The following is a 7,885-nucleotide window of genomic DNA, read 5'->3' on the forward strand; positions in this document are numbered from 1 at the left end:
ACCCCGGCGTGAACGCCGAGGTCTCGGGCGGCTTCGCCGGCATCTGCGCTAACGGGCGGGAACCGCCGGTACTGCTCTCTGTCCCGGCATATACGTAGAGGCCGACCTTCAGGTCGGCCCGTTTTATTCAAAACCGGCGCAGGGCGCGACCTTTTTTTATTGACAATTGGGTACGGTATAAATTAAATTATAACTAGGAATTAAACGAGCGCGGCGGTTCGCCGCTCTCAAGCGCGGAGGGTAAGATCGAGCGCTACGTTCTTGTGGTATCGATGTTTTCGGCGGTCGTCGACGCGGCCGCGGGTCCGTCTTAGTAACCAACGCCCAAGTAGGGTCTCGTACCCCGCTTGGGTATATTATTGTTAGGTTTAATGCCATAAGTTTATGGCGGAAGGAGAGCGAAATGAAAAGGCTAATCGGTATAATGGGCGCTTTGTGTGGCGTCGTATTACTCGCGGCGTGTGAAGAATCGCCGACGGAGCCCCCCAAGGCCGAGTCGGCATGGGTCTACGAGGGCCAGTGGGGCACCGTGGGTGAAGGGAACGGCGAATTCGTGGCCCCCACAGGCGTCGCGGTCGCCCGGGAGGGGAACGTTTACGTCGTCGATGACTTCAGCAACCGCGTGCAATACTTCACCCCCACCGGCTCGTTCCTCGGCAAGTGGGGGTCGCGCGGGTCCGGTAACGGCCAATTCATAGGACCGGAAGCCGTCGCAATAGCGTTCAACGGTAACGTCTACGTAGCCGAAGAGGGGAATCACCGCGTCCAGTACTTCACCTCGACGGGGAGCTTCCTCGGCAAGTGGGGTTCGCCCGGCTCGGGGCCGGTCCAGTTCAATTTACCCTCCGCCGTCGCCGTTGCCGCAAACGGCAACGTGTACGTTGGCGACGCGGGTGACAACCAGGTACTGTATTTCACTTCGACGGGGAGCTTGCTCGGCAAGTGGGGGTCGGAGGGGTCGGGCAACGGCCAGTTCGACGTCATCTTCGGCCTCGACGTAGCCCCTAACGGCAACGTTTACGTCCCGGACTATAACAACTCCCGCGTCCAATACTTCACCGCAACCGGTTCCTTCCTGGGTAAATGGGGCTCGCCCGGTACGGGCGACGGCCAATTCGGCAAGCCTATAGACGTCGTCGGCGGCCTCGGCCCGAACAGTATCGTCTACGTCGCCGATGACGACGAAAACCGCGTCCAATACTTCACCTCCACCGGCTCGTTCCTCGGCAAGTGGGGCTCGTGGGGCTCCGGCAACGGGGAATTCCAATACCCTGAAAGCGTAGATATGTCCAACGACTGTAAGCGCTTCTACGTAGTCGACGCCGGAAACGACCGCATCCAGTATTTCAAAAGGAGGGACTAGGCCGGCGCCCGCCTCCCTCGGCCGCGTGAAGGCGTTGTTTAGGTAAACAAGGGGCTTAAGCCCCTTGTCGCCGGCGCGTCGTCGGGTACGCGGCGTTGCGTAGGGGCGACCGGCATCCTCCGTGGCATCGGTTGTTACCAACCGACGCCTTATCCCGTCGTTTGGTTAACGGCGGGGCCGCCGCGTAAACGCGGCGTTGTAGGCGGGGGGCCGTGAGGTACCCCGGCGTGAACGCCGAGGCCTCGGCATATGTAGGGGCCGACCTTCGGGTAGGCCCTTTTCATATTTATATTTCGGGGATTAAACCGTGCCGGCGAGTTGCAGCCGGCGGCCGAAGTCGACCCTTTTCGTCGCGGCGCCTCGAGCGGGCCGCCGTTCCGAAAGCCGTAGGCGTATTTAAGACGTCGTAATTCTACTTGACGGATATCGCACGTATTTTATAATGAAAGGAGAAAGTTTTAACCGCCCTGATTTAGAGGGGAATGGCGTGTGGTCGGGAAGGCGGTAATTAAGGAAGAAAGAGGAGTCGCGCGCTTCGTCGCCCGGGACGGGCGGCGGGCGAGTCGTACCCGGGGCAGCCTTGGGGCCGCCGCGGGTTTCTTTACGTAAATTAGCGGCGCGATTTCCTGCCACGCCGACCGGGCAAGAGGAGGTTATATAATGAAGAGAGGATTAATTATCGTAGCCGTAGTGCTCGCGGCCGCCGGCGCGTACGCGGACTGGGTCTACGAAGGCCGGTGGGGCTCGGGAGGTTCGGGCAACGGCGAGTTCAAAGCGCCGTACGGTATTTCGGCGGCCCCGCGCGGCAGGGTGTACGTCGCCGATACGGGGAATAATCGGGTACAATATTTTACGCCCACCGGTTCTTTTGTCGGTAAGTGGGGTGCGGAAGGTAGCGGCGGGTTGGACCGACCCTCCGGGATCGGCGTATCCCGGAATGGCTACGTATACGTCGCCGATACCTACCACGACCGCGTGGGATGCTTCACGGCGGCGGGGTCTTTGCTGGGTATGTGGGGTTCTCGCGGATACGGCGACGGGGAATTCAGGCGCCCGTGGGGAGTCTTAGCGGTCGGGGACGACGTCTACGTCGTTGACAACCTTAACCACCGCGTCCAGTACTTCACGGCGCTGGGTTCCTTCCGGGGCAAGTGGGGTTCTATGGGTTCGGGCGACGGCGAGTTTACTAATCCCCACAACGTCGCCGTAACCGCCAACGGCAACATTTACGTCGTCGACACGGTCAATAACCGCGTCCAGTACTTCACCGCGAACGGTTCGTTCCTCGGCAAGTGGGGTGGGGGAGGCTCGCGCGACGGCGAGTTCTATTTCCCCGGCGGCGTCGGCATAGACTCGAGAGGTTACGTCTACGTAGCCGATACTTATAACCACCGCGTCCAGTATTTCACGCCGACGGGCTCGTTCCTCGGCAAGTGGGGTACGCGCGGCACCGGCAACGGCCAATTCATGTATCCGTGGGATATCGCCGTGGCGCCGGGCGGCGACAGGATATACGTCGTCTCGATGTTTCTATGCCGCGTCCAGTACTTCAAGTGGGTTAACGTTGACTTGGAGCCGGTCTCCCTCGGCCGCGTGAAGGCGGTGTTTAAGTAGGAATTTTATCGAAAAGAAAAGGCGGCCGTTGGGCCGCCTTTTTATATCGCCCCCGCCAGCTGCAGCCGCCGGCCGAAGTCGGCGCGGATGCGCTCGCGCAGCGGCGCGTGTTCGGCCTTCGCGAGCCGCTCGTCCTCGTCCAGCGTCGCCGCCGCCAGCTCGCGCGCCAGCTCGAATAAACCGCGGTCGTGAATCAGGGCCTGTAAAGCGAAGTCGGGCAGGCCGTGCTGCCTGGTGCCCAACAGCTCGCCCGGGCCCCGGATGGCCAGGTCCGCCTCCGCGATCTCGAAGCCGTCCGCCGTATGCGCCAGCGTCTCGAGCCGCGCCCGCGCCTCCGCCGTAACCTTCCCCGGCTTGACGGCGAAGAAGTACGCCGGGTGCTCGCCCCGGCCCACGCGGCCGCGGAGCTGGTGGAGCTGCGACAGGCCGTAGCGGTCCGCGTGCTCGACCACCATAACCGTCGCGTTCGGCACGTCCAAGCCCACCTCCACCACCGTCGTCGCCACCAATATATCGGCGTCGCCCCGCCGGAACGCCGCCATCGTCGCCTCGCGCTCGTCGGCCGGCAGGCGGCCGTGGACCAGCCCTATCCGGTAATCCAGGAACACCTCCGCCGACAGCTTCTCGGCCATCGCCGTCGCGGCCTTGAGGGCGTTCGTCTCCGACTCTTCAATGACCGGATAGACGACGAAGCCCTGGCGGCCGGCGGCCACTTCCCGGCCCAGCAGCTCGAACGCGTCGTCGCGCCGGTCCTCGGCCAGTACCGTCGTCGTCGTGCCCGGCCTCCCGGCCGGCATCTCGTCGATCACGGTTAGCTCGAGGTCGCCGTAGACGCACAGCGCGAGCGTCCGCGGAATGGGCGTGGCCGTCATCACGAGGACGTTGGGGTTTGCACCCTTGGCGGCGAGGCGCTGGCGCTGGTCGACGCCGAAGCGGTGCTGCTCGTCCACTACGGCGAGGCCGAAGCTCTTGAATTCGACGTCCGGCTCGAGTAGCGCGTGGGTCCCCACGACGAGTTGCAGCGTCCCGTCGGCCAGGCCGCCCAGGATGCGCTCGCGGTCCGCCGCCGGCGTCGTGGCGGCGAGCAGCTCGCACGCGATGCCGGCGGGCGCCAGAAAGGCCGTCGCGGTTAGCCAGTGCTGCCGAGCCAGAATTTCGGTGGGCGCCATGAGCGCGGCCTGGAAGCCCGCCTCCGCCGCCGCCAGCATCGCCTCCAGCGCCACCACCGTCTTGCCCGAGCCGACGTCGCCCTGCAGCAGCCGCCGCATGGGCCAGCCGGCCTCTAGGTCGTCGTCGATGGCGGCGAGCGCCTTGCGCTGCGCGCCGGTGAGCTCGAAGGGGAGCCGCAGGCGGCCGCGGAGCGAGCCGTCGCCCTTCACGCGGACGCCCTGCTGGGCGAGGCCCTGCCGCTTCTTGAGCAGTAGGCCCAGCTCCATCAGGTACAGGTATTCGAAGCTCAGGCGCCGGCGCGCGCGCCGCTGCTCGTCCATGCCGTCGGGGTAGTGGACCTGGCGCAGCGCCTCGCCCAGCGGCGGGAACGAGGTGCGGGCCAGTACCGCCGGTGGCAGCGGCTCGGGAAGGTCGTCGGCCAGGCCGTCCAGCGCCTGGCGCGTGGCCCGCCGGAGGGCGCGCTGCGTCAGCCCCGCCGACAACGGGTAAACCGGGATGATGCCGCCGAAGGATTCGACGTCGGCGCCGCGGCCTATGACGTCGAAATCCGGGTTCACCAGCTCCGGCGCCTGGTAGAATTTCAGCTTGCCGCTCGCGACGACGCGGTCGCCGGCCTGGACCTTGTCCGCCACGTACGGCGCGTTGAACCACTTCAGCAGGATGTCGCCGGTGTCGTCGGACAACAGCGCCGTAACCAGCGTCCGGCCGCGGCGTTTGCGCTCCAGCACAATTTCGCCCACCGTCCCCTCGACGGTGACGTCGTCGTCGACGCGGACGTCGCCCAGCGGCGTGGCGCGCGAGCGGTTGACGTAGTCGCGCGGGAAGAGGTACAGCAGCTCGCGGGCGGTGGTGACGCCCAGGTTGGCCAGCGCCCGCGCCCGCGCGGGCCCCACGCCCTTGAGGTACTGGACGTTGGTGTCGCCGTCGAGGCCTTTCTTGCGGGCGACCGGGGGCTTGGGCGGCCGCTCTACCTCGTCGAGGAGGCGCGACGCGCGCTCGAGGCGCTCCGCCAGGAGGTCGGAGCGTTCGTCGGGGAAGAGCGAGGCGAGCTGTTCGAACAGCCGCCGCACGCGCTCGTCGCGAGCCGCCGCCGTCCGCCCCTCCGCCGCCCACTCCCGCATCCGACGCTCGACGCCGCGCAGCTTCTCCAGGCCGTAATAGTCGAAGGCGACCGCCAGCGCGGTCGGCCGTCGCATCTTCGCGATTATCTGTGCGGCTTTTTCGCTCACCGGAACACGTCGTAGCCGAAGGCGGAGAGCATCTTCGAGAGGCGGTAGAGCGGCAGGCCGACGACGTTGAAGTAGTCGCCGTCCACGCGCTCCACCAGCAACGCGCCCCGCCCCTGCACCGCGTACGCGCCGGCCTTGTCCAACGGCTCGCCGGTGGCGACGTAGTACTTTATCTCCTCGTCCTCCAGCGGCCTCATCGTGACGCCGGTGGCCTCGGCCGCGGTCACCTCGCGGCCGCTCGAGCCGTCGACCAGGGCCAGGCCGGTGTACACGGTGTGGGTTCGGCCGGCGAGTTGGGCCAGCATCGCCCGGGCTCCCTCCTCGTCGGCGGGTTTGCCGAAGACGCGCTCGCCGAGGACGACGACGGTGTCGGCGCCCAGGACCAGCCGGCCCCGGTTGGCCGCCGCCACCGAGCGCGCCTTGGTCAGCGCGTGGCGGACGACGAGGTCGGCGGGCGGCTCGCCCGGCGGGAAGTCCTCGGCCACGTCGCGGGGCGCGACGACGTCGAACGCTATGCCGGCCTCGCGCAGGAGGAAGCGCCGCCGCGGCGACGTGGAGGCCAGCAGGAGAGGAGGGGCGCCGGCGTTTTTCGCTTCGGAAGTCATAACGGTCGTCGGGTATTATAAACAGGCCCGAACGCTTTGGCAAGGTTATAAAAAAGGGGGGACCGCTCGAGCGGGCGGCGCGCGCGTAATCCTGACGTAAGGACTTGACTTAGACACCTTCTTCTATTAAAATGGCGCGTCAACGAACGGCACTAATTTTTCAAAGGTCCAAGGAGGTCGGAGCTAAGAACCTCGGTATTTCCCTGAGCACCCGGCCCGGCTCTTTCCCCAGCCGCGACGGCGGGGCCGCGAAGTTGTGAGGGCTTTGGCGTGGTGCTGGTAAGCGCAAGCGGGCGAAGGTCGAAACGCCCGTCATACGTCCGGGAGCGGGGAGTATCAGGTTGGCGCAAGTGCATGCCCGAAAAAGGCAAGATTAAGTGGTTCAGCGAGGCCAAAGGGTACGGCTTCATCGAGCGCGACGAGGGCGACGACGTCTTCGTGCACTACTCCTCGATCCAGACGGAGGGGTTCAAGACCCTCGCGGAAGGGCAAGAGGTTGAGTTCGAAGTCGTACAGGGCGCGAAGGGACCACAGGCCGAGAACGTTACCTTGGTAGCGTGACGGCCTAAAGCGCGAAGGCCCCGTCCTCTCCGAGTGGGCGGGGCTTTTTTTTATATAAAAACGGCTCGGCGCGGGCGCGCGTCTTGCGGGCGAACCTAAATCGGGCCGCGGCCTCGCCGAGATAAAATGCGTCATTGTTATTGACTTTTGACCGTTTATCTATTATAATGTATGCATAAAGAGTGCTCGCACTTTTATTTCAGAGGAGGTGTGCGTCGAGAACCTCGGTATAACACCAGCCGCACGACCCGGCTGCTTCCGCGTTTTTCTGCGCGGGCGGCTCTTTAGGCGAAAGACGGAAGTAATGTAGGCGCAGGCGGGCCGGCGCAAGCGGGCCCGCAGGCCGCCCGGGCGGCGGGGTAGTACCGGGAGTTCGCGTTGCTTATGCCCGAAAAAGGCAAGATTAAGTGGTTCAGTGACGCCAAGGGTTACGGCTTCATCGAGCGGGAAGAAGGCGAAGACGTCTTCGTCCATTTCACGGCCATCGTAGGCGAGGGTTTCAGGACCCTCAAGGAAGGCCAGGAAGTCGAGTTCGAGGTCGTACAAGGCGAAAAAGGACCGCAGGCCGAAAACGTTACCCTAGTACCGTAACGGCCTAACAGACGAAACCCCGCCCCTTAAGGGCGGGGTTTTTTTGCAATAAAATCGGCGCCCCCGCTCGAGGGGGCGCCTTTTTAAGGGCCATACAGGAATCGAACCTGTAACCTACTGATTAAGAGTCAGTTGCTCTGCCAATTGAGCTAATGGCCCGTGTGCGAAAATAATAGCAAATCCCCCCGGCCGAAATCAAGGGGAAACGTCGGGCCGCCACTTATAGGCGTTCAGGTCTATCGCGCCGCGGCCGTCGACCGCTACGCCCTCCGCCTCGAGCAGCGCCTTCTGCTCGTCGAAGCCGGCGCCGGTGAGCGATATCGTGCCCCTGGCGTTGATGACGCGGTGCCAGGGAAGGCCCTCCTTGGCGGAGAGCGAGGCCAACACCCGCACCACCTGGCGCGCGCCGCGCGGGTTGCCCGCCATCGCCGCGAGCCGGCCGTACGTCGCTACGTTGCCGCGCGGTATGCTCTTTATGACCTCGACCAGTCGTTGCGTAAACGTCTTCTCGCTCATTTTACCTTCATTTCCCCGCCGCCCTTGCTCTTCCCTTCATGCTCGAAGACGACGTCGGCCTCCGGTAGCTCCCGGTCGCTACGCCTCCGTCGCCGCGAACTCGCGGCCTTCGCCGTGGCATATAAGTTGGATGACCTGCCGGCCCGCGAGCACCGCCGGCGGCAGCCCCCCGCCCGGCATCACCCATTGCCCGGCCATCGAGAAGTTCGCCAGCCCGGGCAGCGTCTTCTTCATCT

The 7,885-nt window shown here is 64.7% G+C and carries 7 protein-coding genes and 1 tRNA gene; 4 read left to right on the forward strand and 4 right to left on the reverse strand.

Features of this window, described 5'->3' with window-relative positions:
* The first annotated feature begins 403 nt into the window (after window positions 1–403).
* Together VMX79_10740 and VMX79_10745 are read left to right on the forward strand one after the other, a co-directional pair.
* Window positions 404–1,363: a 6-bladed beta-propeller gene (locus VMX79_10740; protein ID HUV87574.1), complete on the forward strand. Its 960-nt coding sequence runs from the start codon at window positions 404–406 to the stop codon at window positions 1,361–1,363.
* Between the two features lie 660 nt (window positions 1,364–2,023).
* On the forward strand, window positions 2,024–2,977 hold the full coding sequence (locus VMX79_10745; protein ID HUV87575.1) for a 6-bladed beta-propeller: 954 nt from the start codon (window positions 2,024–2,026) through the stop codon (window positions 2,975–2,977).
* Between the two features lie 41 nt (window positions 2,978–3,018).
* On the opposite strand, the gene recG is transcribed toward VMX79_10745, so the two are convergent.
* Complete coding sequence (gene recG, locus VMX79_10750) at window positions 3,019–5,376, reverse strand: ATP-dependent DNA helicase RecG (protein HUV87576.1); 2,358 nt, start codon at window positions 5,374–5,376, stop codon at window positions 3,019–3,021.
* Window positions 5,373–5,981, reverse strand: a complete 609-nt coding sequence (locus VMX79_10755; GenBank protein ID HUV87577.1) for a Maf family protein — start codon at window positions 5,979–5,981, stop codon at window positions 5,373–5,375. The genes recG and VMX79_10755 overlap by 4 nt, the downstream gene beginning before the upstream one ends.
* Window positions 5,982–6,335: 354 nt before the next feature.
* Here VMX79_10755 and VMX79_10760 point away from each other — a divergent pair, with 354 nt between their 5' ends.
* Window positions 6,336–6,542, forward strand: coding sequence for a cold shock domain-containing protein (locus VMX79_10760; protein ID HUV87578.1), 207 nt, complete (start codon window positions 6,336–6,338; stop codon window positions 6,540–6,542).
* 384 nt (window positions 6,543–6,926) lie between these two features.
* Entirely contained in the window at window positions 6,927–7,133 is a 207-nt protein-coding gene (locus tag VMX79_10765) for a cold shock domain-containing protein (protein ID HUV87579.1), read from the forward strand.
* An 86-nt stretch (window positions 7,134–7,219) separates the two neighbouring features.
* On the opposite strand, the gene VMX79_10770 is transcribed toward VMX79_10765, so the two are convergent.
* Both VMX79_10770 and VMX79_10775 read right to left on the reverse strand, forming a co-directional pair.
* Window positions 7,220–7,292, reverse strand: a tRNA-Lys gene (locus VMX79_10770).
* Window positions 7,293–7,328: 36 nt separating this feature from the next.
* Entirely contained in the window at window positions 7,329–7,649 is a 321-nt protein-coding gene (locus VMX79_10775; protein HUV87580.1) for an MGMT family protein, read from the reverse strand.
* Between the last annotated feature and the right edge of the window lie 236 nt (window positions 7,650–7,885).

It is taken from the genome of bacterium, from assembly GCA_035529855.1.
GTDB lineage: Bacteria > RBG-13-66-14 > B26-G2 > WVWN01 > WVWN01 > WVWN01.

What these genes read in the sequence shown, in the direction of transcription:
- VMX79_10740 (HUV87574.1), top strand. Translation starts at nt 404, where the DNA reads ATGAAAAGGCTAATCGGTATAATGGGCGCTTTGTGTGGCGTCGTATTA.
- VMX79_10745 (HUV87575.1), top strand. Translation starts at nt 2,024, where the DNA reads ATGAAGAGAGGATTAATTATCGTAGCCGTAGTGCTCGCGGCCGCCGGC.
- VMX79_10755 (HUV87577.1), bottom strand. Translation starts at nt 5,981, where the DNA reads ATGACTTCCGAAGCGAAAAACGCCGGCGCCCCTCCTCTCCTGCTGGCC.
- VMX79_10760 (HUV87578.1), top strand. Translation starts at nt 6,336, where the DNA reads ATGCCCGAAAAAGGCAAGATTAAGTGGTTCAGCGAGGCCAAAGGGTAC.
- VMX79_10765 (HUV87579.1), top strand. Translation starts at nt 6,927, where the DNA reads ATGCCCGAAAAAGGCAAGATTAAGTGGTTCAGTGACGCCAAGGGTTAC.
- VMX79_10775 (HUV87580.1), bottom strand. Translation starts at nt 7,649, where the DNA reads ATGAGCGAGAAGACGTTTACGCAACGACTGGTCGAGGTCATAAAGAGC.